The following is a 2,090-nucleotide window of genomic DNA, read 5'->3' as shown; positions in this document are numbered from 1 at the left end:
GTGATTGGATATAATAAAATAAATCTAATAAATTCTATTATTATAGCTCTTGGTATGATATTGACATTAATTTTGGTATTATCAAGAGTGTATAGAAAATATTTTTATAGAGACGATGATGACTAAAGTTGTTATCAATAAAGCAGGTTTTGCAACTTCTGCTATTAACAGATTTGCAACTTGGATGTCAATTGGTGATGCAATCACAACAATTTGGGCAAATAATGATATTCATCGCAGAGATCTAAACTTAAACGACTTAAGGTGATTGTAAAATGGGTATGAAAATTGAAAAAATTTTTGTTATTGTATTTTTGGCATTTCTACTAATTTCCTCTGTAACTTTTTTAGCATATGATCATGTTGATGAGGAACTAAAGAAATTAATCATTATGATTAATTTAATATTTTTGATTTTAACCATAGCAATGATAGTTTATGCAAAATTAAAAAAAGATAAGGGTGCTGTAAAATTATGATGCGTAAACTAATTGTTTTCTTACTAATGCTTCCTTTTTTAGGCTTGTGGTTAGAGTTGCATGTCTTAGTGAATAACTTGCCATTGAATTTAGAAATTCCCCTTGATTTTGTTATCAGTATGGGTCTTACTTTCTGTAGCTTGATTTTCTCAAAAATAGTTTTAGACCTAGTATATGCATTGAAAGATGTATACAAGAAAGAAGGTCTTATTACAATTTTTCCTTTTATTTTTACAGGAAAGAAGAAAGTAAATGTGCGATTCTCACCCTATTTTTCATTCCACCGTAAAAGTTTGTCTGCTGATGATTTAAAATCGAGGATTATATGGAGTTTTATTCTTGAAATAGCTATTATTCTAGTATTTATTTTAAAAATTCCTTCTGCCCTCATCGTGCTTACTACAATATTTTTTTGGAATATAATGGATATCAACCATATCGTTTTTAATAAGACGGAATTTCTTTTCAATCAAAATAAATGGCAAAAAGAAGATTCGTTTGACAGGGATTTGAGCAATACTTTAAAGGATAAAATACAAAAATCAGAGCTAAATTATTCTGACTTAATGTGTATTCTGCTGTATGATGCGATTAACCAATCTACCTTTTTAACGGATAGCGAGATCTTTGAGGATATTTTGAAAAAAATCGAAGATTCTCAGAACACCCTTCTGTGTACAGGTCTTGCCGAGTTACTGCTGTATGAGATTTCTATTAGTAACAATAATAACTGGCAAGAAAAGATTGATAAAATTAGAATACGGCTCATCAGAATCAATCAACTAGATTTTTTCTATTATACAAGTTGGTTAAGAAATAATTTTAATTTCTGTATGAATAGAGAGTATGATAAGATAAAATCACGAAGGATATTGATTAGTAATAAGAAGATAATCTAGATTCATACTGTTCGTACAACAAATGAAATAATTTCAACTAATTAGGTTTGCAAATCTGTTCATCTATAGAATATGATTAGGCAAAAAAGTATCTTATCTAGGTAACTAAGTGCTATAAACAAAGTCGATGCTCACTTGTTAGGAAACTATNNAGATGATGTATCTTGATGGCGGAGAACCAATGTCAATTTCGGCCATTGTTGCCTTGGCTATCACAATTGGTGGCGCATCGTATAGCACAGGATATGTGTTAGGAGAAAGAGTCTACTATTCAGGATATAAAAACTCTGATTATCAAAAAAATAAGTGGGGTATTAGGGGAGCAATGCTGGTTGCATTTGGAGCAATAGGTGCAATAGTTATGCTCGGTTTTGAAAATAGATACTATGCTTTGGTTACTGGTAGAGGATAAAATGTTAAGAGTAATAGTAGTTATTCAATCTTTAGTAATAATACTGCTTGCTGTTGCTTTATTATTATCTCGGAAAAACTTTGATTCGTTAAATGTTGTTCTTATAATGATGATCGTATCACAATTGTTGTTATTAGTATATTTGATAAAATTAGGGAATCAGTGATTAGCTGTTATTTGAATTAAGTAAACTGTTAAGCTTCAAGCAGTAACTGGTTTTAAATATTTAAAATAAGATAAAGGAAGGAAGTCTAATTTAGGTAACTAAACAAAGCCTGCGATCACTTGTTAGGAAACTAT

Annotated in this window: 3 protein-coding genes; all 3 read left to right on the top strand. The window is 29.8% G+C overall.

Annotated elements, in window-relative coordinates:
- Window positions 1–275: 275 nt before the first annotated feature.
- Window positions 276–479 (top strand): hypothetical protein, encoded by a 204-nt coding sequence (locus HT715_RS11465; protein WP_000525455.1) that lies wholly within the window; start codon window positions 276–278, stop codon window positions 477–479.
- Entirely contained in the window at window positions 476–1,378 is a 903-nt protein-coding gene (locus HT715_RS11460; RefSeq protein ID WP_000984724.1) for a hypothetical protein, read from the top strand. The genes HT715_RS11465 and HT715_RS11460 overlap by 4 nt, the downstream gene beginning before the upstream one ends.
- A 154-nt stretch (window positions 1,379–1,532) precedes the next feature.
- On the top strand, window positions 1,533–1,790 hold the full coding sequence (locus tag HT715_RS11455) for a hypothetical protein (protein WP_172922973.1): 258 nt from the start codon (window positions 1,533–1,535) through the stop codon (window positions 1,788–1,790).
- Window positions 1,791–2,090 lie beyond the last annotated feature (300 nt).

Origin of the sequence: Streptococcus sp. 4155 (assembly GCF_013276695.1) — a bacterium.
Taxonomy (GTDB): Bacteria; Bacillota; Bacilli; order Lactobacillales; family Streptococcaceae; genus Streptococcus; species Streptococcus pseudopneumoniae.
This window is presented reverse-complemented; position numbering and strand designations above follow the sequence as displayed.